Consider the following 25,250-nt stretch of genomic DNA (forward strand, 5'->3'; position numbering starts at 1 on the left):
AGGAGTTGGAAGCAAATGATATTGAAAATTATATTCAAAAAAATTATTTGTTCAAGTTTGAAATACGGGTTATTTAGCTGGATTTTAGTCAGTGGCTTTGTCTCTCAAACTGCTTATTCTGCGGATGTAGATAAAACTCCTCAAGGTAGCAAAGAAATTAGTACGTTTCTAAAGACAGATTCAGATTTACCAAATTTGGATAATCAGCCTGATAACAACACGACTTTGCAACAGGTGGAGGAACTAGAGGAGGAAAATGCAGAAGAGTCAGACGCTGCTGAAGCTTCGATGGAGCAAGTGACCAATGTTTCTCAGCTGACAGACGTGGAACCCACAGATTGGGCATATGAAGCACTGCGATCGCTTATCGAACGCTATGGCTGTATCGCGGGCTATCCGGACAGTACTTATCGTGGTAATCGTGCCCTAACGCGGTATGAATTTGCTGCCGGGTTAAATGCTTGTTTGGAGCAAATTACTAACCTGGTTCCGATAGCAACTGCTGATGGAATCAGACAAGAGGAATTGGCTACCTTACAGCGATTGCAATCAGAATTTGCAATCGAATTGGCCAGTCTTCGGGGTTCCGTGGGTAGCTTGGAAGCTCGCACTGCGGAAATAGAAGCAACCCAATTTTCTACAACCACTAAATTGAGCGGACTGACAATTGTTGGCGTTCAAGGGCGTAGCAACAATCGCGCCGATTTATTTCCTAGAGATGGGAAAAAAGAGACTGATGATCGGGGTACAAATATTAACGTAATTAATTTTAATCAGCTGTATCTAACTACCCAATTTGACGAACGTAGTTACCTGTTAGCAGGTCTCCAAGCGAGTCAAGGAACCACTGCACCTCGACTAACTAACGATGTCCTACTGAGCTATGAATTGTTTAATGATAACGATGCGATTTTAAGCGATCTAAACTACCGTTTCCTCCTCACCGACAAATTTGCTGTTCTCGTGGGGACAGAAGGAGTAAATATGGCTTACGCTTTCCGAGGCCCAAATCGTGTGGAAAGCGCTGCTACAGGTCCAATTTCTGCTTTTGCCCAAAGAAACCCAATTCTGAATATTGGCTTTGGTCGTGGCGGTATCGGTTTTGATTGGCAATTTGCTAAACGTGCCAGTTTGCAGGCGGTTTACTCAACTACTATTCCAGGATTTTTTCATAGCGATGGACAACCTGACGGGCACAATACCGCAGGTGTCCAACTAGCGCTTACCCCAACCGATCCGCTTGATATCACTTTGTATTATGTTAATGACTACTCTCCCAATGGTTCTTTGCTGACTGGGATTGGAGATGACCAGTTGAGTGCTATTAATCCACTGACTGGTAATTCAGCATCCCTGCAAACTAATGCCGTTGGTGCCACGATTAACTGGCGAATTACGCCGCGCATTTCGTTAGGTGGATGGGCTGGTTATACCAATTCCCACATTCCCAGAAGCTCGGGAAATGTAGAAACAACTAATTATATGGTGTATCTCAATTTTCCCGATTTATTTGGACAAGGAAATTTGGGAGGAATTTATATTGGACAACCACCGAAAATTGTTAGCAGCGATTTGCCCGTAGGAAATAATATCCCTGACTTCTTCAATACGGGTTTGGGCAGAGAAGGAGGACAACCGGGAACGACCACTCATGTAGAAGCGTTCTATCGTTGGCAGGCAAGGGACAACATTAGCATCACGCCAGGGGTAGTCTTTATTTTTGAACCGGGACATACACCCGCTAGCGACCCAATCGCTGTAGGTATATTACGGACTAGCTTCTCCTTCTAGGAAAATTTCCCTATCTACACTTGTCACATTCAGCAAAGTGCAACATCGCAGGAGTTCTTGGATGTTGCTCAGGATGATATTCTGATGCAAAATGCCAGTTTACACCTCATCAAACCTTTATTTAGCTACAAAAACTTTATCCAAATTTACCGTAATTTTACTAAGTCTACTTTTTTTATTTAATATTTTTTTATTTTCAGTGTTATCTCGCTTGTAGATAGAAGAGTAGAAGCTATAAATTGACATAAGGTTCGGTTAAGGAATTATAGTGGCAACTACAAGAATCTCTAATTGTTATTTGTCGCTCTTTAATCAACCTCAATAGAAATTGTAAATTTTGCTGTATTTGTCTACCCTAGAAAACATTTACGGCAGAAAAACTTATGGGTTGATTTCAAATTTTTTATCTGTAATTGCAGATAGATACAGATTATTTTTACTTTTGCAAAAGTTAATTATTTATTTGAAGGAGGTTGAGTCAAAGTGGCTAAATTTATTTTTTCTTTTCTAGTTTTTATTTTAACTCAAAGCTTTATTTTAATTGCGGCTAATTCTCAAGCCCAAACGTTTATTCCTTTAGAAACTAACATTGTTGATACTATCGACTCAAGCTCCTCTGAACAGACCGCAGAGTGGAATACAAGTGTTAAATCTGACGTTGGTAATACTGTCGTCAATTCTACCAATGCTGAGCAAGTTGTTGTTTCTGAAGCTGGAAATAAAGCTACTGATTTTAGCTCCTCTGTAGCGGACAGTAAACCCACTAATCAACGGATTCCCATGTCAAGCAGAATTTTTGATGTATCTTCTATGCGACAGTAGCGCCAAGGGGTGATACATCTCAATTTTTGAGATAGTGTCGAAATTATTGTAGAGGTCGGCTGTTTGATATCTTTAAGCGATCGCATCCGCTTATTCTACCCAGATGTTTTCTCCTCAACGGGGTGTTGACCATAAAAGGGTAGTGCTTCTGACCAGTGGGGACGCTTCCCCTGTTGCCAATCTAGATAGGCTAGTTCTAGTAGGCTCGAAACGGTTGCCCCTAGCCCAGCCCCAGCAGCGATATCAATTAGCTGATAGGGATGCCAACTGTCCAGCGTTTGTTGCCATACTGCCGGTGTCATCACGCTATCTGGTAACATCTGAGCGAGTCCGGAACTGGATGGCAATACCTGATAAATGGCGGTAAATAATTGACCCCGTTGAGCTGGCAATTGGACAGCGATCGCATTACTGAGTGAAGATTCTTCACCGTTTCCGTTGCCTTGCTGTTTACTTTTACCGGCTTCTGACCAAGCCACAGATGCCAGTGTAGAGACGGAAAACAGAGGAATATCCAACTGTTGCGCCAGTGTCCGCGCTGTAACAACACCGATGCGAGTCCCTGTAAAGCTGCCTGGGCCTATTGCCACACAGATAAATTTCAAATCAGCCCACATCTGCGGCTGAATAAACTCAGCCAGATGATGATGTAAATGAGTGGATAAATCGCGCCCTAAATCCCAAGTTTGGCAGCGCGAATCTCCAGAAAAGTTATTGAGTGCTAGACCTAGTTCAGGACTGCTGGTATGTAGTGCTAAGCCGTATTTTGTTGGATCGAGCTTCACGGAATTTATGCCCAGTTCAAGGGATCGATAGCTCAGATAGGGAAACCCGATAAATCGGAGTCCCTACAAGTGCCTAGCCGCGACTTCTTAGTCGTGAAAAGCGTTGATTTGGAGATCGTAAATTGCTTGACCCGTCAAGCAGTGCCAGTGACAGGTAAATAAATCTGGCTTTTGGACGTTAATGCTAGCGATCGCTGGTTCCCCTGGAAACGGCAAAAGTCGGTCAAAAAAAATCCCTTGCTCTTGAAAGCCGAACTGTAATAAATAAACAGCTGGTGGCGCTGATAAAAATTGCAGCAATCGATGCCCCAGTTGGTACAGTGGCTGACGCCAGATATCCGATAGATGCACTGGCTGACGATAACCTTTCAAAGTCGGTTCTAAGCGCCTACTTTCATCATCCTCAACCCTACCAATTACCTCGCCGTAGAGCGGCCCCTTTGCCGTAAGAACGATTGGCAACCAGAAATCACCGACACCCGTCGTCGATCCTAATTGCTCCACCAACTGGCGTAAACCAGTCACATCGCGGCAAGCCTGATAAAGGGATTGGGCTGGAAATTCCAAGCTTTCTGGCAAATTCAGCGTTAAAGGACACCAAAGAATTTCTGCTTGGTTTTGCAAGTCCGCCCAGACTGAGGCAATAAATTGCGTCTCTACAATTTGTATCGTTGTCGGTACTGGGGAATTGAGCGCGCTTTGCTTGAGGGCAGAAACAATTTCGGCTATTGTGGGCGATACCGGAAGTTCATCAGCAGCATCAACCACAATCAGAACTTTACGCATGACCAAAGGTTGGAATCGGGCTATTACGAACACCCGTACGCGGGAAACTGGGCAGATCGAGTCCGGTCGTCGTGCGACGGGTTCTGACAGCTAGACGGTAGCTGACACTTTGCAACTCGGCATGGAGTTGACGGTTTTCCCGTTGTAGCATCGCCACTTTCTCCCGCACGGGTGCCATGCGTTCGGCAAATTTCTGGCGATAAATCTGTGGCAACTCCTGCACCACTTGTTCTAGCATCCGGCTGCGGTCGGTCAATTCCTGTACAGACTGCCGCAATTGATAAATCTCGGTGTCGCGGGTTGTAATCTGTTCCTGGTAGAACGTTACCTGCTGCTCGACCTCTTGCAGTTGTTCTCGCAGCGCTCTCATCTGAGCCATGTGCCGCTCAGAAACTTCCGGTCTGGGCATAAAATTAGCATTGCCCTTAACTAGCCGGAATAGTTCTTGAGACAACTGCTGAACCAGTTGATCTCGCATCTGCAACTCTTCGCGCAGGCGAGTTGCGTCAGATTGAAGCGTTTGTAGGTTTGGCGTGTCTGTCTGGCTCACAATGGCTTACGGCTCCTTTGAGATGATTTTCCTAATGGCAGGCGCGAGGCGATAGCGGATGGCTCATATTGCTTTTGCAGCTAATTTACCATTTGCAACGGCAATTAACACCTGATTGCTACCCTTGTTTGCAATTAAGGGTTGGGTCTATCGTATCCTCAGATTCAGCTAGATTTTCTGCCGGTGCGAACAAATGGTTCAGTTTATACAAACCATTTGTCATCCGGTAGCGAGATTGAAGCGATAGGCGTCTTGTAGTATTTAGGTGGAATCAAGAGGAAGTGGTTAAGATGAGCGCAGCCAGCAGTTCAAACAAGATTAAATTTGGTACCGATGGATGGCGGGGGATTATCGCCGATGACTTTACCTTCGCCAATGTGTGTAAAGTAACGCGGGCGATCGCGAGTTATCTCGAAAACGCCTATTCCAAAGACCGTCCCGTCTTAGTAGCTTACGATACCCGTTTTTTAGCCGACCAATTCGCCCGGACTGCTGCTGAAGTTTTGGCAGACGCTGGGTGGACGGTGAAAATTGTCGATCGAGATTGCCCGACACCAGTTATTGCCTACAACGCTAAGCTTCTCAACTCTGCTGGGGCACTGATGTTCACCGCCAGTCATAACCCAGCTCCCTATTGCGGCATCAAATACATCCCCGATTACGCTGGTCCGGCTACACCGGAAATTACGGATACAATTGTAGCAAATATTGAAGACGCTACGGATGAGCCGCCGAGTGGCAACAATGCCAACAAGATTTCTACCTTTGATCCCAAGCCAGATTATCTCCAGTTTATTTACACCCTGCTGGATGTAGAGCGAATTAAGAGCGCAGGGCTAAAGGTGAAGTACGACGCCCTCTACTCCACTTCTCGTGGCTACCTGGATACCGTCTTGGAGCGCTGTGGTTGCGATACAGAGGCATTCCACACCTATCGCGATGTTCTCTTTGGCGGTGGAATGCCAGAACCAAAAGGAGAGGAATTGATTGGACTCGTCGAAGCAGTGAAAAAAGACGGGGCAGATTTAGGTTTGGCGACGGATGGAGATAGCGATCGCTTCGGCATTGTTGACGAACAAGGAAACGTGCTGACACCGAACACGGTGCTGCTGCTGCTGGCGCGTCACTTAGTCAAAAACAAAGGCAAAACTGGCGCAATTGTCCGCACCGTTGCCACCACCCACCTGCTGGATAACCTCGCTGCTAAGTACGGCTTGGAAATCTACGAAACAGCAGTAGGCTTTAAATACATCGGCGAGAAAATGCGCGAGACGCAGGTATTGATCGGCGGCGAAGAATCAGGTGGATTGAGCATTATCGGACATATTCCCGAAAAAGACGGGATTTTAGCCGATATGCTAGTCGCAGAAGCGATCGCTTACGAAGGTAAGCCTTTAAGTCAGCTAGTAGAAGAAGTAATCGCAGAAGCCGATGGCCCTCTGTACAACAAACGTCTCGATTTGCACTTAAATGACGCCCACAAAGCCGCTGTCATTGATGATTTCACTAAAAATCCCCCAGCAGAAGTGGCAGGAATTAAAGTGAAAGAAGTAGGGCGCAAAGACGGGATTAAACTCTACTTAGAAGAAGGCAGTTGGATACTCCTGCGTCCTTCCGGAACAGAACCGCTAATGCGGGTTTATCTGGAAACGAATACTCCAGAAAAAATGACTCAAATTGCCCAGCAAATGGAACAAACCATTAACAAACTGGAACCCGTCACAGTCTAAATGATCGGTAGGAGCAAGGGCATTGCTCTTGCTCCTACTTGGTAGCAGGAACTTACTCAGTCGCCATTATCAATATGAAAGCCCTTACCAACCTGCTTACCTCGCTGATTTTAGCCAGTTCCGTCGCAGCGATCGCTCTGTTGTCCATTCAAAACATCACGCCGGTATCGGTGAAATTTCTAACTTTCCAGTCGATCCGGATGCCAGTAGGCGTCGTGCTAGCGTTTAGTGCTGGCGCGGGGGCGATTGGGAGTGCAATCGTGCCCATTGTTTGGGGATCGCCTTCCAGTAATCAGTCTCAATCAGAAGATGCCAGTGAGTATGCTGACGAAGACTTTTGATGGTTATTGTTTGTTGCAATTAACTATCAGCCTTTGCTACTTACTCTCACTGCGATACTCCCACGGCGGCAGAAACTTGGAGTCACGCCAAATGCCGCGCCGACTCTTTTTCGCCTCAGCTTCTGCTTGCTCAACGATAGCAGCGCTAGGGCAATCTTTTAGATACTGACGATACACCAGTACCAGTCCCTCTTTTGCCAACACTTCCTGAACAAAAGTTCCATCAGGCAGGCGCACCTCGCTAACTTTACGCCCGTACCTATCAGTATCAGTCACAGTTAAGCGAACGCGATCGCCTCCTTGTTGTACCAATTCTTGCAATCGTTGTTGGGTTTTAATTCCCCACTTAAATTGGTTTTGATCTGCTGCTTTTTTGCTTGCCTTTTCCTTGCTGGAATGCGGAACTTCCGGAGCATCCACACAAGCAAAACGCACGTTGATGTTTTTCCCACTGCGATCCGTTACGGCGAGAGTATCTCCATCGCTGACTCGCTTAACCGGGTAAGTAGGAGAACCAAAAATAGCTTCACATCCCACCAATCCAAGGATGAGAACAACTGCACCAGTCCAGATGAGAGAATTTTGGATGAGTTTGCGAGTGCCGGTCATTATAAATATTTACTACAAAAGAAAAGTCCATCTGGACAGACGTTTCCATTGTCCAATAGTTTCGGACGCCTGTTACTGGCTTTTAGCAGTTGGAGTGGTGCAGCGAAATGCGATCGCGCTTCTAATCGACGCTTAGTTTAACACGCATTTATTGCCAGTCACTTTACTCAGTTGCAAACTGGTGTAACCAATCCTCCAAATCTGCCGCCGATGAAAAATCCAAAAGCGCTTCTGCTAAATCCTCTAACTGAGTCTGAGATAGCTGCTGAATGCGCTGTTGTAACTCAGGGGCAACTGCGCCAATTCGCCGAGGCAATAGGCGCATAACCAGTGACAGTGCCTCTTGTTGCTTTCCCTGTTCAATACCTTCTTCCATCCAGCTAGTGACAATTCGCATAATGACCTCCTGCTCAGTTGGCTCCATCCTAGCAATGTCAGCTCTTAAAAGCCTTTCCTGTTCTGTACTTAAGCGCAGGTAAGTGTCAATAAATCCAGAAATTAATTGCATCTTGGCGGGATCTAGCCTCAAAGTAGCCAAAAGACGCAAACATTCAAATTTTACGCGGCGGCGATCGCTTGGCTCTATATTCATTTTCGCCATTAGGGCACTAGCAACTGGATTGGGTTGCTGCACAAAATCCCGCCAATTAAGCTGATTTAGCTGAATGACATCATAGTTGAACTGCAAAACGACTTTATTGGGAAAAGCCACCTGATAAACGTTCGGTTCTGGAGTTTTGGGACTGTTATAAGAAAACACCACCACAGGATACACAGGCAGATCGAATTTTTCAGACAAGCGGGAGAAATAGCGGAACATCCGCCTGCCAAAGTCAGTTTGATGTTGAGCTTGGTTTTCTACATGAATTAGAAAAAAAGATTCCTGAGCTCGAAATTCAGCCTTGACGATTAAATCAGCTTCATAATGCTCGCCAGCAGTAACATCTGTAAAGACTTCTTTGTCTAAAAACTCTATGGAGTCGCGTTCTAGATAAGTTGCTACTTCTGGCAAAAATAACTCTATGAACTCCCCAAAAAAGGTTGTGAGGAGTTCCTTAAATAAGCGGTCATGGTCAATCATCCGCGTTTGTTGAAGTTACGATTTTTTACTTCGTTTCCATCCAATTCTGCCCTGCACGCACATCAACGACTAATGGCACACTCAAAGAAACCGCATTTTCCATTGTGGAACGAATTTTAAGCTGTAATTCTTCCCATTCAGAGGGAGGAACTTCAAGCACTAATTCATCGTGAACTTGCAATAGCAAACGCGCCTGATAATTCTGCAAAACTTTGTGCAGTTTATCCATTGCAATCTTGATGATATCGGCGCTAGAACCTTGGATGGGAGCATTAGCGGCGGCGCGTAGCGAACCGGCGTCAGCTTGTCCCAAATTACGGAGTTTGTCAAGGTTAATTTCATCGGGATTGCTACCTTGGAGCTTGCGGAGACTGCCGCCCTCAAAGTTAAAGTAACGGCGGCGTCCTAGAATAGTCTCGACATAACCGTGAGCGATCGCTTCCCGCTTCACCCGCTCCAAATATTCAAAAACCTTACGGTAGCGCTCGTTAAACCGATCGATAAACAATCTGCCTTCTGTCGCCTTCACCCCAGCTTCCCGCGCAAATCGCTGCGCCCCCATTCCGTAAATTACGCCGAAATTGATAATTTTCCCCAATCGGCGTTCCTCAGATGTCACCGTATCCTTCTCCAACAACAGCCGAGCGGTGACACTGTGAATATCTTCATTTTGCTGGTATGCCTCAATCAGCACCGGCTCTTGGCTCAAGTGAGCCAAAATCCGCAACTCAATTTGTGAATAGTCAGCTGCAACCAGTAACCAACCAGGTTCCGGTACAAATCCTTTGCGAATTCGCCGACTAAACGCTGTGCGGATAGGAATATTTTGTAAGTTGGGATTAGAAGAAGACAATCGCCCTGTCGTCGTCCCTGTCTGATTAAAATTTGTATGCACCCGCTGAGTATCGGGTCTTATCAGCAAGGGTAAAGCGTCCACATAAGTAGACTTCAACTTGGAAAGGGTGCGGTACTCTAAAACGGCATCGACCAGTGGATGATCGCCTTGCAGTTTTTCTAGCGTTGCGGCATCTGTAGAATAACCCGACTGAATTTTCCGAGACTTTTTAGTATCTAACTTGAGCTTGTCAAATAAAATTTGGCTCAGTTGTTTCGGTGAACCCAAGCTAAATTTTTCTCCAGCTTCCTGATAAGCTTTTTGCTCAATTCCTGCTAAATCCTTTTCCAGTTCTTGAGAGAGTGTCTGGAGATAGGCTGGATCGATCCGGATGCCCACATATTCCATCTGGGCTAAAACTGGCTCTAAAGGTTGTTCTACTTCCCGTAACAACCGTTCAAGAGCGGGGACTTCCTCTAATTTTTCTCGTAGCTTTAGTACCAACTGGAATGTGGCATAGACTTGCATCCCGCAGTAGTAGGCTACCGTCTGAATATCCATATCGGCAATCGTTTTGCCTTTGGGCACCACATCCGCATAATTACTGATACTTAACTCCAGATGCCGTAAGACTAAGTCGCCGAGATTGTGGCTGTTTTCTGGATTTAGCACGTAGCTGGCAAGCATCGTATCAAACACCACCCCAGCCAAGTTAATTCCCTGACAGCGCAACACCAGCCGGTCAAACTTGGTGTTCTGCAACGATTTGGGATAGTCAACACTTTCGAGAATCGGACGCAACGCTTCTAAGACAGCCGTTTTATCCAGATTTTCACCAGTTTTGTGACCCGTGGGAATATAAGCAACTTCAGATGGCTCGATGCCCCAGCAGCAGCCAATCCCCACCAGTTGGGCGTCGCGTGGTTCTAGGGCATCCGTTTCCGTATCCCAAGCTACTGGTTTGTCAGGGTCGGTGCAAGTTTGCAGCTGCTTTATCAGTTCTGTCAGTTTTTCTGGAGTATCAATAATTTGGGCGCTTATTTTACTCGTAGCATTTGTGGCTGCCTTGCTAGCCGCTTCGGTGTCAGCGGCACTAAAAAACCAGGAGTCCCCATCATCAAAAGTGATTTGTTCAAGTTCTTCTTTAGATTCAACGGGTTTAGCTTCTTCTGCCACACCGCCAAATGCCTGCTGCAACTGCTGGATTCGGCTTAAATAAGTCCTAAACTCTAACTTTTCTAGCAGCGGTTCTAGCTCGGCGTTATCAAATCCCTTCAGCGGGCAGTCTTCTAAACTAACGTCTAGAGGGACATCAAGAACTATCCTTGCCAAATGCTGGGAACGGTATGCCTCTTGTTTCCCGGCTTCCAGCTTCTGTTTGACCGCTCCTTTAATCTCATCCAATGAGGCATAAATCCCATCCAGGGAGCCGTACTCTGTCAGCAACTTCACGGCTGTTTTGTCGCCAATTCCCTTGACACCGGGGATATTGTCGGAGGCATCGCCACACAAAGCTTTGTAATCGACAACCTGCTCTGGTGTAATGCCCTTTAGTTTCTCTTTAACTTCCTCTGGCCCAAATTCTACTGGCCCTGTATTGCTGCCACGTTGCCAGAAGGTTTGACCGAGATAAAGAACGCTAATTTCCTTTGCAGTGTCAACCAGTTGAAATAAATCTCTATCGCCCGTAACAATCTTTACCCGATACCCAGCCGCACTCGCCTTTTGTGACAGCGTTCCCAAGACATCATCTGCCTCATACCCCGGTGCCGTCACAATTGGCAGATTGAAGGCATCTAAAAGGTCGTGAAGATTTTTCAGGTCGATGATAAAGTCTTCTGGCGTCTCAGCGCGGTCAGCTTTATAGGTATCGTCGGCTTCGTGGCGGAAAGTGGGTAGGCCCAGGTCGAATGCGATCGCCATCGCCTGAGGTTGCTGGGATGCTATTACTTCCAGTAACGACTTGAGGAAGCCAAAACAAACACTGGTAGGAATCCCAGTCTTTGTTTTTAAGCCTCCATCCCGCCCTTTAGCAAAGGCAAAGTAGGCGCGGAAGGCTAACGAGTGACCATCCACCAGGATGAAGACAGGCCGCATATCAGATGAGCTAGCAGCGGAGTGAGAGGGGTTGGAGGCAGAGGTAGATTGAGACATAGCCTTATTTTAGCTAGCGCCAGAGAGCAGATATTCTTTACAATGCCTCAGATTGCTCGCTTAAGGCGAACAAGCTGTTAGATATCTCATCCCACGGCTCAGCCTGAATGATTTTAACTACCCCTAGGGGAAATATCCTAATCTATGCGCTGCTTCACTGGCTAAGCTTACAGCGAAGCAGCTGCTACATAAGCTTCCAATAAAAAAGCCCGCAGGGTGCAGGCTAGAAACAGGGGTTATTGACTAATTGAACTTGCAAAGATTATCAGCGATAGGCCAGGGGATTAGCCATTGATTTGGCTGTTGCGGCGGCGACGCAGGCCAAACATCCCTAACGTACTTGCAGCTACCAGTGCCAACGTTGCAGATGGTTCAGGTACGCTTTGCAGGCTTTGGTTGCCGATATCGACGATGAAAACTGTGTCGTTGAAATCCCGGTCAGAGGCTGGAGTCACGCCAGTCTCGCTTCCATCTCCGTACAAATCTTCAAAACCGATCACCAGGTAACGGGAGTTAAAGAGATATCCTCTGGCGTGCTGTAGCCCATCAGGGTTAGGAGCATTAAAAGCAGAATTGTAAATGCCGTAGGAGTTGCTGGTGCCGTATAAGCTATTGGCGTTCAACTGGAAATTCAGGGTTGTACCTTTACTGAAGTTGCCTAAGTTGACCCAATCTCCTTGCTTCAGATTAGTAAAGCTAGTTTGGTTTTCCCTAATACTTTCTGTGCTGTTGAGTTCCCAGAAAGCCATTCCATCTTTGACAATGTCGCCGTTACTGTCAAGTGCTTGATAACCTAGCTGATTGTTATAATCCGCCCCTTCATTGACGAAGTAAGCACGAACATCAGTATCGTTTTGCAACGTTAATTTGCTTAAATCAAATGATTTACCGCCTAAAAGGCTCAAGTCTGGAAATGCGTATTTTTCTTGAGACTTATTGATCTGCGCGTTTAAGCTATCGATAAGCGTGCTGATGTTTGAAAAATCATCAGATTGGCTCAATGCATTCTTTGTGGGTGCAGTATTTACAGAACCCCAGTTAATCTCAGCCGATGCCGGTGCAGTTGCAGAGATGACGCCGGTCAGGGCAGCAGCAGCGGCGAGCAGACTAGTAATTAGTTTGATTTTCATTTGAGTACCTCTACCAAGGCGATGAACGACTTCACCCCATCCAACCGGCAAATACATCCAAAATAATTGAGTTTATTTTTACTTTAGAAGCCCGGTGCAGACGTGTGTTTTCTTTTCCTTGTTTATTAATAACTGAAATCATAATTCTTTGTCTACAGCTTTTCTAATTCTTTTTGACTTCTTCACAGTATTGAATATTTACGTAAAACCCTTAAATACACTTACAAAGCTACTAATTAGTTTTGAATTTAAAGCAGTATTTTCCTCAACCTCAAAACTTTTTTTTTGAAGCACATCGGTAAATATTCTGAAAGCTTTTCAGGGATTTTGCGGATAGCGCTTTTTATTTGACAGCGCTATCCATAAAAATTCAGTATTCTCAAGAATGGGGAAATTTCCAGAGTCAGGTTAAAACACGAGCGGGAACTGGTAATACGCACAATGCTGACAGCCTACGCAGATTACGTAACCGTGAGTTCGGGATAAAGAACAGCCATAACAGATAGGCCGAAACTGCTGAATTCTCCATCCATCTGCTTGTCCCATGCTCAGATAAAAAGAAAAGTTCTACGGTGTCGATAACTGGTTCTAAAGGTTTGAAAACCCTGTCCGCAGCTACAATTGCTTCGCTGATAGGCTGCAACACCGTAAACGAGAACGTTTACGGTGTTGCGGAAGCGGTCGATGATTGAGACACTGATTGACCAGTTGAAGTTGACCAGTTGAAGAACATTTCTCGGAGCGAGCATTCTCATTACCTCAGGGAGACACCCTGATGGGTGCCATTATCTCTGGAGAAAAGTAAATCCTGCCAACTTCTATTTCCTTGAGATGAAGAGGGCAGAAGTTGTGAGAGCTTTTATCAAACAGAGTTCAGACGGTACGGGGACTTTAGAACCCTTGTCTTGCAGGTTTAGTCTCTTTAGAAGAGAATTCCATGCGCCTTTTTGCAGAAATGGGCTGCTCCCTCACCGCAGTCGGGCAACTTTCTGGTCAACCTGGTGTGCGGATTGATTGCAAGAGCCACCAAACCAAGCAGCCCTCTATCACCATTGACTACCATTTACTACCTGCTGCTTAAGCCAAACTCACATGAATTCGCAAGCTTATTATTGATCCCCAGTCTTAAAAAGTTAAATTTGGTTTATACCCTGAAAATTACCTAATTATAAAGAGGGAGGAAATGGTGGAAAGAAGAGACATTTTCTATCTCTATAGTTAGAGTCTAGAAGTTTTTAATCTATAGCTGTAGATTGATTCTGATTTGGAGGGAAATCTATAAGTTTGTGAGTGAAGAGCGGACAAGGAGCTTTATTTATGAAACGATCTGATTTATCAAAATTTATTGGAGCTGGCGTTCTCTCCTTAAGTATGGCGGTTCTGCCTTTGACTGTGCCTGCTTCTGCTCAAACGAATACTGATACAAATACAACTACAAACACCGATGCTCGCCAAGACGTTAGAACCGTTGAAAGCGATCGCAATTTTGATTGGGGCTGGTTGGGCTTGCTGGGACTGCTTGGTTTAGCAGGCTTAGCGGGTCGCAAGCATGAAGAACCAACCCGTTACCGCGATCCAGATCCAGTAAGTCGTACCGGCTACAGAGAGTAAAAAAACGGGTGGCTTATAGGAAAATTAACGGCACTAAAAAAGGCAAAAGGCAAAAGAAAGAAGAGGAAATCTTTCCTTTGCCTTTTTGCTTTTGAAATTTTCTAAACTTTTTTGGATTCAAGATAAATCAAAAGTCAGAGTCTTTAGTCTTTAGTCATGAGTACAACTCCATCCACTCTAAGAGTCCTGTTTGGACAAGAGTTTGTGAGTCCTTGTTTTTTCGCTCGCCTTTGGACGGAGTAGGTGCCGAAAAAAGTCTAAAAACTAATGAATAATCAAACAGGGAAATCGGATTAACTGTGTTCCGTTAGTGTGTGGGGAGTGCGATCGCTACTCGGTGAGAAAGTGTAATAACTAGCAATCAACGCCACCATCATCCACCAAAGCGTATTTACTTCCGGTCTATACCAGACTGTATCTACCAAACCATGTCCTAATAGACCAAATATCGTGGCAATCGCCGCTATCAGCCAAAAGCCCTCACGCCTGCCCAGTTGCCGCAAACGATTTAGCTGTAGCCATCCTTGGTTAAAGGTGACAATCAGCAACCACATAAAGCAGCAAAAACCAATTAAGCCAGTTTCTACAGCCAATTCCAGGAAAACGGAATAAGCACTTAAGGCAGTATAGCGGGGGCGCTGATAAAGGGGATAAACTTTGTTAAAAGCCTCGTTGCCAGGGCCTATCCCTAAAATCGGGCGATCGCGGATCATCTCAATCACCGCTTCCCAAACGTTGACCCGGAAATTGTTACTGCTATCCTTGCGACTTGCAAAAATACTAAAAACGCGATCGCGCACTGGTTCCACAAATAGGATCGCCACCGCTAGCACTAGCGCCAAACTTCCTAACAGAATCGGCAGCGACCAAGTCCGCCAGAAAGGTGGCAGATGTTCGCCGATCCAGTAAAGCAGCATCAGCGAAAATACTAAAAGCAAAAATATAAAGCCAATCCAGCCGCCGCGACTGAACGTGAGAATCAAACACGCAGTATTAACGGAAAACATCGTCAGCGCTAGCGCTTTACGACTCCACCCGCGCCAAGCAAAAATAGCAGCCAGAGAGAAAGCGATCGCAGGCAAAAGATAAGCCGCAAGTAAATTGGGGTTCCCCAGATAACTATAAACTCGCGTCGTTTTAGACAGGGGAGACGTTGGATCTGTCCAAGTTGCCAGTGCCGCCGCCCCAAAAAACCATTGTCGCAGCCCGTAGACACTAACAATCAGCGCAATGTGGAGATAGACCGCGATCAGGATAGAACGCAGTCGGGGCGATCGCAGCACTCGCGCCATGAGCGCAAAAAATAGCAAATACAGCGTTAGCTTGCCCCAGCCCTTCAAAGCAGCTATCTTCACTGGCGACAGAGCCGTTGCTACAGTGGCAATGCCCCAGTACAGCAACACCAGCCAGTGAATTGGAGTAACTTTAGGCGCTTCGCCCGGTACATAATCCGCCTCATCTGACAGAGTCAGCAGTATCCAAAAGCCAGCACCGGCAGCTAACAACACGCCAACCAGAGCCGTTGACACAAAAGGAGCCAAAGCGAACACTAAAGCCACAAACAAGGCTCCCAACGGCTCCGCCCACTGCACGCAGACGCTACTCTGCCGCCAGCTTCGCAAGCTACCAACCAACCGATGTAAATAGCTTGCACTTTGCCATTGATACAGCGGCAAACTGGACAAGGTAAATTGTTGCCAAACACTCATGTGATAGGTCAGGGGGGAAGTGATTATGGGTGATTGGTATTGGTCACATTAGTCATTGGTCAATGAACGATTAGCCATTTCCCATGACCGATTACCGATTACCCAAGTACATAGTTTATAGTCTCTAGTCCGTCAATCATCACCAATTGTTTCCACCGCATCCACCTGTGGCAAGCTGACTACATAGCGATATCCCGCTTCTGGAGAGCCTTGAACAGAAATGTGCCCACCATGAATTTCTGCCAATAAACAGCTCAGCAACAACCCCAAACTTTCACGAGAACCATTGCCGACTGATAAATGGGACAGCCCTTCTGAGACGGCAGAATCAGCGGCACGAGAGTCATTCAGCAACAATTGATTCATTGATGTGAGGGACGGCACGGAGTATGGCTCTTGAATGTAAGCAACACTGGCTTCTGAGAGAGCTGGTTCTAAGTGATGATTTGGCGACATATCGGACTGGGCATAAAACTCAATCTGCGGTAGACCATCTCCTAGCCAGGGATGAGAAACCCACACCGCAATGTTCAGCTTTTCAATTTTGCGAGAGACATGAATGCGAACCACGCCCCCTGCACTCCCTGAGTTAATTAGATTAAAAATCAGGTAGTAAAGAATTTGCCGCACTTTATCCTTGTCAAGCAACCAGATGCGCTTTCCAGGCTCTACAGATAGACGAATCTGTTGCTGCCGCCCAGACGCAATCTGTTGCAGGTTATTAATCGCCTGTTGACACAGCATTTCGATGTCCACAGAGGTGAAATCGAGTTTTTGGCTAACCTCATCCAACCCTCCCAGAGACAAAATTTCATCAACTAGCGACACTAAGTGCTGACCGCTGTTGTGGATAATCTCCAGGTATTCCTTCTGCTTGGTCGTTAATGGCCCATAAACTTCGCGTCCCAAAACACTTGCCATCCCCATAATTGAAGTCAACGGAGTCCGCAGTTCCTGTGACAGCTGGGATAGCAGTTTGACTTTAACGGAGCTAGTTGCAGAGGGGCTAGGGGTTGAACGGGTCAGGGACAACACTTCACCCGCATTGCTGCCCATACTGCTGTTGTTCGAGGCGGCATTGTATCCCAGGTCTTTACCCGTTTCTGGTTGCCCGTTAGACGACGGCTTAGCAAACCAATAGCTGGAGTTGGTACGCTCTAAAGACCCCAATTGTCGCGTTTCTAAAAACAGACGGTTTCTCTCAAATTCACTCAGACTCCAGCGAGCCATAAGTTCCAAAAAGTCAATATCTTTGCTAGTAAAGTTACGAGGCACTAAATCCATCACTGCCAGGGTGCCCAGGCAGATTCCACTAGATGATAGCAGCGGTGTCCCTAGATAGGCACGGATGCCGTAGTGCTGCACAAGAGCAGTTTCAGCAAACGCTCGATTTGTTAGCGTATCGCCAGCAATCAAAACTTGATGACTATCGACCACATAAGTACACAAAGATTGATGGCGTGGGAGCTGCCGGGACGTGGCGAGATCGTTCATCAACCCTAATCGTGATAAACCCACAGCTGCTTTGATCCGCTGCTTGTCTTGAGCCATTAAACTTAAAATGCAAATCGGCGCTTCCAAAAATCGGGCTGCTGTTTGAGTAGCTTCCTCGAACACTGGAACCATCTCTGCTTCAAGTAGACCCAATTCTCCCAAAGCAGTGAACCTTTGTTGTTCTCGTGCTGCCGGTGTCAAACCATCCAAACGACAAAAAAGTCTGCTTTCTGGGGCTGCCATTACCATCCCTACTCCCATACGCTTTGCTTGTATGACTTAATTTAATATCCCGCTACACTTAGCGTTCCCGAAGAAGGCCTCTAACAAACACGTTGAGCAGAGAGTTTTGCTTTTCGGTTAAAAAGGACTAAGGGTAAATGACACTGAGTTTAAACAAAATTGACTTCTATCGTAGGTTGAACGACAAGAATAGCGGGGGTTCTCCCGCCCTGGCGACGTGGTGTTTGAGGTCGCGCAGGCGCGTTCATGCCGTAAGGCTTTAGCCTTCAAGGGAGGAGAAAGCAACAAAAATCAAGGGAGGCGTTGAGTTTAGCACTCGGCTCAACCCAGCCGACAAGTCTTCAGTGACGGTGATTCGATTGAGGAGCCAGGATGAAAAACAAGAGTGAAAAGTAGAGTCATTTCTGCTGGCAAGAGGCTTTCTTGCTTCATTCACTCATCACTCTTGTTTGCTGAGTCCTGAGTCCTGAGCCTTGAAGTTTTCAAGTTGACCAGGCGGGATGAGATAACAAGGCGGCAATCACCCGGACACCCCGCAGCTGATTTGACAGAGGCAGATGACCCCTAGGGGCACTGAGATCCCAGGTAAACTCGTTGGGATATCGAGTCCAGTTGTTGCCGCTCTTCCAGCCAATTTTGGGCCAGAACTTTAAGAAGTCTTTGCCGAGACTCAGCCAGATTTCCCGTTGCACGGAAAAACCGAATTTGCCCTCCGAGTGTAGGAACCACAGGCTATTGATGGTTTGTAAATCAGGAATGGGGAAGTTTTCTACCTCTGTAAAGTACAACCATTTTCTCTGTACAGCCTGAGCACCTGCCAATTCACACAGCTTTTGCAAGGTTAGGCGGTCAGCGGCAAGAAAGTCTTGTTGCAAGAGCAGGTGTTGCAGGGAACTGTAGTCGATGCCGCGTTCTGAGTGTAAGGGGATAATGCCGGAAGGGAAATGGGTTTGAAGAAATTCAGTTGCAGCTGGCAAATTGGCGTTGTAGAGGGTCTGGTAGGCTTTAGCTGTAACTAAATTGGTAGGAGTTGACTGATTGTTACGTAAAAATTCCATCAGTACCTCCAAACCGGCATTACCCGCTTTTAGAAGTTCTGGGAGGAGTTGTAGTTGCGTTTTTTCAGAACCCGACTCAAACTTGCAGCGTAGGTCGGTAAGGTCTTGGCTGGTGTATGGTAGGTCGGCAGTCGTTTGGTCTGTCATGAAGCAAGTCATTTCAGGTTGCTGTTAGTTATTAGTCATTAGTCATTAGTCTCTAGTCTTTAGTCCGTAGCCAATGACTAATGACCAATGACTAATGACTTTTGACAAATGCGCTAATCATTTGAGTGCAGGATGCGGTCAATCATCGCTGTGGTCGAGGTAGAAATTTCCACTTTGACCAATTCAATCTGACCTCCGTATGCCTGAACGGCAGGTGTTTCAGGCAGGGTTTCCAAGCTGTAGTCGCCTCCTTTGACATAGATATCGGGCTTGAGTGTTTCAATTAAACCAGTGGCTGTCAATGAGTCGAAGATTACCACTCCATCCACGGGCTTAAGGGCAGCGAGAACTTCAGCCCGCTGCTGCTCAGGCACGATAGGTCGGGGAGGCAATCCCTGCTGATGGGGCTTGATTGCACGAATGGACTGATCACTATTTAACCCCACGACGAGCGATCGCCCCAAGGACTTTGCTACTTGTAAATATCGAACATGACCTGTATGGAGTAAATCAAAGCACCCGTTAGTAAATACTAGCGGTCGCCATCGGCTAGGATCTGCCGCGATCGCTTGACTTAACTCATTTAGTGTATAAACGCCTGAAATCATGGGTAATGAGAGTTTTGAGCGATGAGTTTTGAGTTTTGAGTTATCAAAAAATTTTTAATTTAAAATTCAGAGGCGATCAACCCTTGTCTCTACAACTTAAAAATTGATTACCAATTACCAATGACTGCCTCATCTCTCACGGCTCTTCATGGGTGGGAGGTCGGTATCCGTGTTCAAAGGCAAATCGAACTAGTTGAGAGCGATTCTCTAGTTCCAGCTTACTGAGGATGTTACTAAGATGGGTCTGAACGGTGCGCGGACTGATAAACAAGCGATCGCTAATTTGTTTATTGGTAAATCCCTGAATCACCTCCCAAAAAACTCTTTGCTCTGCGGGTGTTAACGGAAGTGGCTCGCAGGTGGCAGAACCCAACGCTCCCAGAGTTGCTGTCGCTGCGGTGGAACTGGTTGCCATCTGCTGCATCAACCGTACCATTTCCGCATGGATGCGGCGCGATCGCTCTAGCTGAGCTTCAATTTTTGCGACTAATTCCCTGGGATCGAAGGGTTTAGTCAGATAATCATCTGCCCCAATCGTATGACCTTGAATTCGGTCTTCTAGCTCTCCTTTGCCTGACAAAAAGATAAACGGTACCAATTGCCCGATAGGAGTTGTTCGCAGGCGTCGGCAGAATTCCAAACCGTCCATCTCCGGCATCATTACATCGCTGACCACCAAATCCGGTGGAGCTTGTTCAAAAGCGCTTAATGCCTCCATACCAGAACTTACATCCTGAACCAGATACCCCTGGTTTTGCAGGTAGCGTGTCAAGACAGTTCGCAGGGTTCTATCATCATCAACGAGCAAAATTTTTTTCATCGTTACTCTAGAAGAGCGCCTTTCAGGGGCCATATCAGCCTAGGTCTGCAAACTGAATTCATCCCGCTTTGATGTAAGTTGAGGTTTTTGTGAAAAGGGCAGAGGCGGCTTGTGCAGCATATCTCTTTTTTATATCAGCTTCACATTATCTGGCAGCGTCAAGAATTTCTCAGCCAGTATTTGTGAGATTGATGGACTAAAAACCAGCGATCGCCCTCAGTCTACTTTATTATCAGCCTAAAGGATCAGCATAAAGGCTGATGACAGAATGCGCTTAAGATTATTCAAAAAATTAGCCGTTCGACCCATTCTCGTAGAGCCTCTTGGCTAAATAGATGCCAAAGTTTTGATTTGAAGCGCTAATTCCTTCATCCCAGTCACACTTCTAGAGACTACTATTAGGTCTGTAATCCTTTTTTGCGCTCCTTGGTGCCTGGTTTAAACTTCTGACAACGTCCCCTTCGTAGAAACGCGATTAATCTCGTCTCCACCATCCAAAATCCAAAATGAGGTAACAGCCTCCTAGCAGCCCTGCCTCAGCTTGGATGATTTGCGAACATCATGGCAATCAAACCGCCTAAACTGCAAAAAAGCTTAACCGAAACTTTTGCGAATCAGCCGATTTGGTAGTCTTCCTGTCAAAATATTGTCTGGCTAGACTAGATCCAACAAAAGTGCAATATGTACGAAAAAATCACTCCTCCTGACATGGGCGAACGTATCATCTTCAAAGATGGCGAACCCGTTGTTCCAGACAACCCGATCGTTCCTTTCATTCGCGGAGACGGCACGGGCATCGACCTCTGGCCCGCCGCCCAGAAGGTCTTTGATGCCGCTGTCCAAGCTGCTTATGGTGGCAAGCGACAAATCAGCTGGTTCAAAATCTACGCCGGGGATGAAGCCTGTGAGAAGTACGGCACCTACCAATATTTGCCCCAAGATACCCTAGACGCAATTAAAGAATACGGTATTGCCATCAAAGGGCCGCTAACAACCCCGATTGGGGGCGGCATCCGGTCGCTGAATGTGGCACTGCGTCAGATTTTTGACCTTTACTCCTGTGTCCGCCCCTGCAAGTATTACCCAGGCACCCCTTCTCCCCACAAAAGCCCAGAGAAACTTGATGTCATCATCTATCGAGAAAATACAGAAGACATCTACCTGGGAATTGAGTGGCGTCAAGGCAGCGAAATCGGCAACAAATTGATTGACATCCTGAATAATGAGCTAATTCCAGCTACGCCAGAACACGGCAAAAAGCAAATTCCCCTAGACTCTGGAATCGGCATCAAGCCAATTAGTAAGACGGGTTCCCAGCGCCTAGTGCGCCGTGCGATCAAGAATGCCCTGCGCCTACCCAAGCATAAACAGATGGTGACGCTGGTGCATAAGGGCAACATCATGAAGTACACCGAAGGCGCTTTCCGCGATTGGGGTTACGAAGTAGCGATCGCTGAGTTTCGCGCTGAGTGCGTTACAGAACGAGAATCATGGATTCTGGACAACAAAGCCCGTAATCCAGAGATTACCTTGGAAGAAAACGCCCGTCAGATTGAGCCTGGGTACGACGCCTTGACGGCAGAGAAAAAAGCCCAAATCACCCGTGAAGTGGAAGATGTTCTCAATGCCATCTGGGAAACCCACGGCAACGGTCAGTGGAAAGACAAGGTGATGGTGAACGATCGAATTGCTGACAGCATTTTCCAACAGATTCAGACTCGACCGGATGAATATTCCATCCTCGCTACGATGAACCTGAATGGTGATTATTTGTCAGATGCAGCGGCAGCGATTGTCGGTGGCCTGGGGATGGGGCCAGGAGCCAATATTGGGGATCGATGCGCCATCTTTGAAGCGACTCACGGCACCGCACCGAAGCACGCTGGACTCGATCGGGTAAACCCCGGGTCGGTCATTTTGTCAGGCGTGATGATGTTGGAATTTATGGGCTGGCAGGAGGCAGCTGACTTGATTAAGCATGGCCTCGGTCAGGCGATCTCTAACGGCGAAGTCACCTATGATTTGGCTCGACTCATGGAACCGCCGGTGGAGCCTCTGAAATGCTCGGAATTTGCCTCCGCCATCATCAAATACTGCCAAAGTAATTAGTAAATAGCGATTAGCAATTAGCGAGCAACCCACAGCTAATTGCTAACAGCTATGGATTTGAGAAAGTATTAATCTGACCCCCACCAATGTAGCGTCCTGGAACGCGACGAGGAGCTGTAAAGTTAGGCTGGTTCAACTGACCCGGTTGCGATCCGGAATTACCAAGATTGGAGCCAAAACCAGAGTTGCTGTTGAACCCGCTTCTTTGAGTGTTCGCTCCCGATGGGTACTGCCCATAATTACTGGTCGTTATCGGTGCCACTGGCGGTGCTATCTGTGGTGTTACGGGGACAGCAGGTGCTACAACGGGAGGAACCGCCTGGGGTTGGGTTAAATAGGTGTAAGAATTCGGGGTGGAAGAACCCTGAGTAGCGTTGCTAGTCGTGGGTAAGGGAGTGCTATAGCCTGTAGTGTTCGCTAGGGCACTTGCTGGCGGTGGTGCCATTTGCCCAGTGGATGTGGAATTGGGAAGCGTTTGTTGAGACGTATTTCCTGATGGCGATGCGTTTACTGCTTGGTTTGGCGAATTTTGATTTAACGCTTGTTGCAGGGAGTTGACTGGCAGGACGTTTTGGTTCTGGTTAGTTAGGTTGGGCACGCCAAAGCCCAGATTCGGAGTGGAGGTTGCTGTTGTAGTAGGATTTACCGCCTGTTGGTTCGTGGGTGTCAATCCCAAAAATGCCCCTGTATTGGGCTGGGGGCCAACATTTAATCCAGTATTTAATAAATCTTGTGCTGATGTCAGAAAAGGATTGTTCGAGTTTTGCGGAGCTTTGGGGATTCCTGCGATCGCTTGAGGCTGCGCGGTCGATTCTGTATTAGAAGCAGTCGCCGGGTTGCGAGTCAATTGCTCAAATAAACCCTCTTGCTGCGTGGGATCTTGAGCTTTCTCTTTTCCCTTCTTGCCAGCGCCTTGATTAGTGCCGCGATTAAATTCCTGCATGAGCGCGGGCAAGTTATCGATATCAGCGCCAATCACACTGCTTTCTTGAGAAAGGTTTGGGTCATCTGAGGGATTCTCTGCGGAATCAACTTGCCCACTCTCCGTTTCTCCATCTAAAAGGCTGTTAAGCCATTCTGGGTGTACCCAGTACTCCCATACCCCTATCACCATCATCACCAGTGCGATCGCCGATCCCCAAAACGCAGGGCGCGCGAATGTCCGTAACCGTGCTTTGAGATAGCGGATGGAGGCAGGGACTTGTTTGGAGGATGACATAAGCTGTAGTGCAGCTCGACTTGCACAAGGGATTGTAAGTCGATTTTATACGCTATTGCCTTGAACAGGAACTGTCTTAATATACAGTTTGTTAAAAGATTTCTTTCATTTTTGTAAAATTTTAGCCAAGCTTTTAGTTTACTAAAGTTTAAATTTAGGAAGTTAGAAAGGTTGCGATCGCTCAACGAGCATTAGTTACTAGAAACCGAAAAACACTCACTGAGGGGCAGGGAACAGATATGCCTCTACCAAGAACGGGTGGGTTTATAGATATGCTTAGGCCATGTGCAACTTTTTCTCTCCCCAATCAATTAGGGAGAGAAAAACAGTAATTTGCACAGTGCGTTATGCTTCGCTATTGCTCAATATCTTGAGCGAGAACCGTCCCTACACGACTGACGATGACACTACCTTAAAGTTTAGCGGGCAGCTCGAAGCAGGAACCACGCCCCCGCTCCCAATCCAAACAGATTCGGTAACCAAGCAGCAATCACGGGAGAGAGGAAGTTACTTAGTCCCAGAGCATCACCGACGGACATTAACAAATAGTAAGCAAAAATGACGATCACGCTAATCCCAAAACCCGTCGCTTTACTGGTGCGAGTCGGTCTATTGGCTAAAGCGGCACCCACAATACCAAAAACGACACAAGCAAACGGTAAAGCTATTTTTTGGTGAATGCGGATCAGAAGCTTGCGAATTTTTTGTTGATTGCCACTGAGGCGTTCTAATTTCAGACGTTCTCTGGCTTGTGCAAGATTCATTTCGCCGTAGTCGCGCCCAGAATTTGCCAAATCTAGGGCGGTACGAGGCAGCTGCAATTGTTGGTGTTCAAACTTCAAAATATTGCGGTAGGAAGCATCGGGAGAGATTAAATAAATCGTGCCTTTGAAAAAATCCCAGGTGTTTTGTCCTGGATTCCAAGCGGCAGATTGTGAAGTAACAATTTGATTGAGACCCTCCTGAGACCAATCTAAAATTGTCAATCCCTCCATCTTCTGACCGTCAAATTTTTCTGCATAGAACAGGCGTTTTAACACTTGTTCTCTGTTGCCATTGGGTAGCTTAACTTTCGTATATTCTGGATAAAAAATATTGCGTTCTTGGAAAGATGGCTTTTCTTTATTTAGAGCTTTATCTAGACTAACTTTGGCTTGATAGTTCGCCGCGGGTACTACATACTCATTAAACGTAAAGGCGATGCCGGTCACAACAAAACTCAGGACGATCGCTGGTAGCACCAATCGATAAATACTCACCCCGCAGCTACGCAGGGCAACCAACTCACTGTCAGCGGAGAGACGACTATAGGTTAATAAGGCAGCCAGTAGCACTGAGGCGGGAAAGGCATACGCCATAAACTGTGGCAGACTTAACAGCAGGACTTTCAATACGAGCGATGCGGGTAGACCTACATCCACAGTCCTTCTCATCAGGTCAAATAAACTGCCAATCGTTACCCCGATGGAAGAAAAGAATCCCATGCCAAATAGGAAAGGCGCGACCAGCTCGGTGCCAATATAGCGATCCATCACCGAGACTGTCGAAATCAGGGGGGAGAGCGGATTGAAAGATTTGGTCATTGGTCAAGGATCGATGGGTAGGTAACGGGTAATGG

General features: G+C 46.7%; 21 protein-coding genes. 7 read left to right on the top strand and 14 right to left on the bottom strand.

The features are described 5' to 3' along the window. The first annotated feature begins 15 nt into the window (after positions 1 to 15). Together H6F52_RS20895 and H6F52_RS20900 are read left to right on the top strand one after the other, a co-directional pair. A complete protein-coding gene (locus tag H6F52_RS20895; protein WP_190536640.1) occupies positions 16 to 1,791 on the top strand; it encodes an iron uptake porin in 1,776 nt (591 codons plus the stop codon). Positions 1,792 to 2,274: 483 nt separating this feature from the next. After that, the gene (locus H6F52_RS20900; protein WP_190536641.1) at positions 2,275 to 2,613 is read left to right on the top strand and encodes a hypothetical protein; all 339 of its coding nucleotides are present in this window, start codon (positions 2,275 to 2,277) and stop codon (positions 2,611 to 2,613) included. A 95-nt stretch (positions 2,614 to 2,708) separates the two neighbouring features. On the opposite strand, the gene tsaB is transcribed toward H6F52_RS20900, so the two are convergent. From tsaB to H6F52_RS20915, 3 genes are all read right to left on the bottom strand, one after another. After that, positions 2,709 to 3,407, bottom strand: coding sequence for a tRNA (adenosine(37)-N6)-threonylcarbamoyltransferase complex dimerization subunit type 1 TsaB (gene tsaB, locus H6F52_RS20905; protein ID WP_190429185.1), 699 nt, complete (start codon positions 3,405 to 3,407; stop codon positions 2,709 to 2,711). 78 nt (positions 3,408 to 3,485) lie between these two features. Continuing rightward, positions 3,486 to 4,184: a hypothetical protein gene (locus H6F52_RS20910; protein WP_190413033.1), complete on the bottom strand. Its 699-nt coding sequence runs from the start codon at positions 4,182 to 4,184 to the stop codon at positions 3,486 to 3,488. Continuing rightward, the gene (locus tag H6F52_RS20915) at positions 4,177 to 4,734 is read right to left on the bottom strand and encodes an Npun_F5560 family protein (protein ID WP_190413034.1); all 558 of its coding nucleotides are present in this window, start codon (positions 4,732 to 4,734) and stop codon (positions 4,177 to 4,179) included. The genes H6F52_RS20910 and H6F52_RS20915 overlap by 8 nt, the downstream gene beginning before the upstream one ends. A gap of 290 nt (positions 4,735 to 5,024) precedes the next feature. Here H6F52_RS20915 and H6F52_RS20920 point away from each other — a divergent pair, with 290 nt between their 5' ends. Together H6F52_RS20920 and H6F52_RS20925 are read left to right on the top strand one after the other, a co-directional pair. Then, complete coding sequence (locus tag H6F52_RS20920; protein WP_190536642.1) at positions 5,025 to 6,464, top strand: phosphoglucomutase/phosphomannomutase family protein; 1,440 nt, start codon at positions 5,025 to 5,027, stop codon at positions 6,462 to 6,464. A 74-nt stretch (positions 6,465 to 6,538) separates the two neighbouring features. After that, positions 6,539 to 6,805 carry a LapA family protein gene (locus H6F52_RS20925; protein ID WP_190413036.1) on the top strand — a complete coding sequence of 89 codons (267 nt, stop codon included), beginning with the start codon at positions 6,539 to 6,541 and terminating at the stop codon, positions 6,803 to 6,805. Between the two features lie 36 nt (positions 6,806 to 6,841). Here the strand turns inward: H6F52_RS20925 and H6F52_RS20930 are convergent, their stop codons facing one another. The 4 genes from H6F52_RS20930 to H6F52_RS20945 all read right to left on the bottom strand — a co-directional run bounded on the left by H6F52_RS20930 (position 6,842) and on the right by H6F52_RS20945 (position 12,614). Then, complete coding sequence (locus tag H6F52_RS20930) at positions 6,842 to 7,414, bottom strand: thermonuclease family protein (RefSeq protein WP_190413037.1); 573 nt, start codon at positions 7,412 to 7,414, stop codon at positions 6,842 to 6,844. 163 nt (positions 7,415 to 7,577) lie between these two features. Next, positions 7,578 to 8,495 (bottom strand): DUF4351 domain-containing protein, encoded by a 918-nt coding sequence (locus tag H6F52_RS20935; protein WP_190536643.1) that lies wholly within the window; start codon positions 8,493 to 8,495, stop codon positions 7,578 to 7,580. A 25-nt stretch (positions 8,496 to 8,520) separates the two neighbouring features. After that, the gene (gene polA, locus H6F52_RS20940; protein ID WP_190536644.1) at positions 8,521 to 11,484 is read right to left on the bottom strand and encodes a DNA polymerase I; all 2,964 of its coding nucleotides are present in this window, start codon (positions 11,482 to 11,484) and stop codon (positions 8,521 to 8,523) included. Positions 11,485 to 11,768: 284 nt separating this feature from the next. Next, the gene (locus H6F52_RS20945; RefSeq protein ID WP_190536645.1) at positions 11,769 to 12,614 is read right to left on the bottom strand and encodes a DUF4114 domain-containing protein; all 846 of its coding nucleotides are present in this window, start codon (positions 12,612 to 12,614) and stop codon (positions 11,769 to 11,771) included. Between the two features lie 937 nt (positions 12,615 to 13,551). Between H6F52_RS20945 and H6F52_RS20950 the strand changes: the two genes are divergently transcribed. Together H6F52_RS20950 and H6F52_RS20955 are read left to right on the top strand one after the other, a co-directional pair. After that, on the top strand, positions 13,552 to 13,695 hold the full coding sequence (locus tag H6F52_RS20950; RefSeq protein WP_190413040.1) for a hypothetical protein: 144 nt from the start codon (positions 13,552 to 13,554) through the stop codon (positions 13,693 to 13,695). Between the two features lie 236 nt (positions 13,696 to 13,931). Beyond that, a complete protein-coding gene (locus tag H6F52_RS20955; RefSeq protein ID WP_190536646.1) occupies positions 13,932 to 14,225 on the top strand; it encodes a WGxxGxxG family protein in 294 nt (97 codons plus the stop codon). 293 nt (positions 14,226 to 14,518) lie between these two features. Here the strand turns inward: H6F52_RS20955 and H6F52_RS20960 are convergent, their stop codons facing one another. The 5 genes from H6F52_RS20960 to H6F52_RS20980 form a co-directional block, all read right to left on the bottom strand. Further along, a complete protein-coding gene (locus H6F52_RS20960) occupies positions 14,519 to 15,934 on the bottom strand; it encodes an IctB family putative bicarbonate transporter (RefSeq protein WP_190438581.1) in 1,416 nt (471 codons plus the stop codon). 132 nt (positions 15,935 to 16,066) lie between these two features. Further along, positions 16,067 to 17,671 carry a GAF domain-containing sensor histidine kinase gene (locus tag H6F52_RS20965; RefSeq protein WP_190536647.1) on the bottom strand — a complete coding sequence of 535 codons (1,605 nt, stop codon included), beginning with the start codon at positions 17,669 to 17,671 and terminating at the stop codon, positions 16,067 to 16,069. A gap of 482 nt (positions 17,672 to 18,153) precedes the next feature. Continuing rightward, positions 18,154 to 18,876 (bottom strand): GUN4 domain-containing protein, encoded by a 723-nt coding sequence (locus H6F52_RS20970; RefSeq protein ID WP_190425442.1) that lies wholly within the window; start codon positions 18,874 to 18,876, stop codon positions 18,154 to 18,156. A 113-nt stretch (positions 18,877 to 18,989) separates the two neighbouring features. Next, positions 18,990 to 19,484 carry an adenylyltransferase/cytidyltransferase family protein gene (locus tag H6F52_RS20975; protein WP_190536648.1) on the bottom strand — a complete coding sequence of 165 codons (495 nt, stop codon included), beginning with the start codon at positions 19,482 to 19,484 and terminating at the stop codon, positions 18,990 to 18,992. A 136-nt stretch (positions 19,485 to 19,620) separates the two neighbouring features. Then, a complete protein-coding gene (locus H6F52_RS20980) occupies positions 19,621 to 20,304 on the bottom strand; it encodes a response regulator transcription factor (protein ID WP_190425439.1) in 684 nt (227 codons plus the stop codon). A 681-nt stretch (positions 20,305 to 20,985) separates the two neighbouring features. Between H6F52_RS20980 and H6F52_RS20985 the strand changes: the two genes are divergently transcribed. Further along, entirely contained in the window at positions 20,986 to 22,413 is a 1,428-nt protein-coding gene (locus H6F52_RS20985; RefSeq protein ID WP_190536649.1) for an NADP-dependent isocitrate dehydrogenase, read from the top strand. Between the two features lie 49 nt (positions 22,414 to 22,462). Here the strand turns inward: H6F52_RS20985 and H6F52_RS20990 are convergent, their stop codons facing one another. Together H6F52_RS20990 and H6F52_RS20995 are read right to left on the bottom strand one after the other, a co-directional pair. Further along, on the bottom strand, positions 22,463 to 23,632 hold the full coding sequence (locus H6F52_RS20990) for a hypothetical protein (RefSeq protein ID WP_190536650.1): 1,170 nt from the start codon (positions 23,630 to 23,632) through the stop codon (positions 22,463 to 22,465). 419 nt (positions 23,633 to 24,051) lie between these two features. Next, on the bottom strand, positions 24,052 to 25,215 hold the full coding sequence (locus tag H6F52_RS20995) for an LptF/LptG family permease (protein WP_242034015.1): 1,164 nt from the start codon (positions 25,213 to 25,215) through the stop codon (positions 24,052 to 24,054). Between the last annotated feature and the right edge of the window lie 35 nt (positions 25,216 to 25,250).

This window comes from Coleofasciculus sp. FACHB-542 (assembly GCF_014695825.1).
GTDB lineage: Bacteria > Cyanobacteriota > Cyanobacteriia > Cyanobacteriales > FACHB-T130 > FACHB-T130.

What these genes read in the sequence shown, in the direction of transcription:
- H6F52_RS20965 (WP_190536647.1), bottom strand. Translation starts at nt 17,671, where the DNA reads ATGGCAGCCCCAGAAAGCAGACTTTTTTGTCGTTTGGATGGTTTGACA.
- H6F52_RS20975 (WP_190536648.1), bottom strand. Translation starts at nt 19,484, where the DNA reads ATGATTTCAGGCGTTTATACACTAAATGAGTTAAGTCAAGCGATCGCG.
- H6F52_RS20980 (WP_190425439.1), bottom strand. Translation starts at nt 20,304, where the DNA reads ATGAAAAAAATTTTGCTCGTTGATGATGATAGAACCCTGCGAACTGTC.
- H6F52_RS20960 (WP_190438581.1), bottom strand. Translation starts at nt 15,934, where the DNA reads ATGAGTGTTTGGCAACAATTTACCTTGTCCAGTTTGCCGCTGTATCAA.
- H6F52_RS20945 (WP_190536645.1), bottom strand. Translation starts at nt 12,614, where the DNA reads ATGAAAATCAAACTAATTACTAGTCTGCTCGCCGCTGCTGCTGCCCTG.
- H6F52_RS20985 (WP_190536649.1), top strand. Translation starts at nt 20,986, where the DNA reads ATGTACGAAAAAATCACTCCTCCTGACATGGGCGAACGTATCATCTTC.
- H6F52_RS20895 (WP_190536640.1), top strand. Translation starts at nt 16, where the DNA reads ATGATATTGAAAATTATATTCAAAAAAATTATTTGTTCAAGTTTGAAA.
- H6F52_RS20950 (WP_190413040.1), top strand. Translation starts at nt 13,552, where the DNA reads ATGCGCCTTTTTGCAGAAATGGGCTGCTCCCTCACCGCAGTCGGGCAA.
- polA (WP_190536644.1), bottom strand. Translation starts at nt 11,484, where the DNA reads ATGTCTCAATCTACCTCTGCCTCCAACCCCTCTCACTCCGCTGCTAGC.
- H6F52_RS20930 (WP_190413037.1), bottom strand. Translation starts at nt 7,414, where the DNA reads ATGACCGGCACTCGCAAACTCATCCAAAATTCTCTCATCTGGACTGGT.
- H6F52_RS20970 (WP_190425442.1), bottom strand. Translation starts at nt 18,876, where the DNA reads ATGACAGACCAAACGACTGCCGACCTACCATACACCAGCCAAGACCTT.
- H6F52_RS20935 (WP_190536643.1), bottom strand. Translation starts at nt 8,495, where the DNA reads ATGATTGACCATGACCGCTTATTTAAGGAACTCCTCACAACCTTTTTT.
- H6F52_RS20925 (WP_190413036.1), top strand. Translation starts at nt 6,539, where the DNA reads ATGAAAGCCCTTACCAACCTGCTTACCTCGCTGATTTTAGCCAGTTCC.
- H6F52_RS20920 (WP_190536642.1), top strand. Translation starts at nt 5,025, where the DNA reads ATGAGCGCAGCCAGCAGTTCAAACAAGATTAAATTTGGTACCGATGGA.
- H6F52_RS20910 (WP_190413033.1), bottom strand. Translation starts at nt 4,184, where the DNA reads ATGCGTAAAGTTCTGATTGTGGTTGATGCTGCTGATGAACTTCCGGTA.
- H6F52_RS20990 (WP_190536650.1), bottom strand. Translation starts at nt 23,632, where the DNA reads ATGTCATCCTCCAAACAAGTCCCTGCCTCCATCCGCTATCTCAAAGCA.
- H6F52_RS20955 (WP_190536646.1), top strand. Translation starts at nt 13,932, where the DNA reads ATGAAACGATCTGATTTATCAAAATTTATTGGAGCTGGCGTTCTCTCC.
- H6F52_RS20995 (WP_242034015.1), bottom strand. Translation starts at nt 25,215, where the DNA reads ATGACCAAATCTTTCAATCCGCTCTCCCCCCTGATTTCGACAGTCTCG.